Origin of the sequence: Leptotrichia sp. OH3620_COT-345 (genome assembly GCF_003932895.1) — a bacterium.
Classification (GTDB): Bacteria; Fusobacteriota; Fusobacteriia; order Fusobacteriales; family Leptotrichiaceae; genus Pseudoleptotrichia.
On record NZ_RQYW01000237.1, the window covers coordinates 1 to 211 of the forward strand.

The following is a 211-nucleotide window of genomic DNA, read 5'->3' on the forward strand; positions in this document are numbered from 1 at the left end:
CGATGGAAAAGCTTGAGTATAATGCGTCAAAGGCGAGAGACAGAGTAGACTTTTATGAAAGAGTGGTAAGAAGTGTTGAAAGAGAGGAGAAGGAACTGAGGGGCTATAATGAGGTATTAGGAAAGAATAAGAAGAAAGCTGTGAAGAAAGTTCAAAAACCTGTAAGGGAAAAGAAAGTAAATAAAAAGAAATAAAATTTGAAATCTGTTAA

At 34.6% G+C, this 211-nt stretch carries 1 pseudogene; it reads left to right on the forward strand.

Annotated features, from left to right (window positions below):
- Positions 1–194 (forward strand): annotated as a pseudogene (locus tag EII29_RS12740) (hypothetical protein); the annotation flags it as partial.
- Between the last annotated feature and the right edge of the window lie 17 nt (positions 195–211).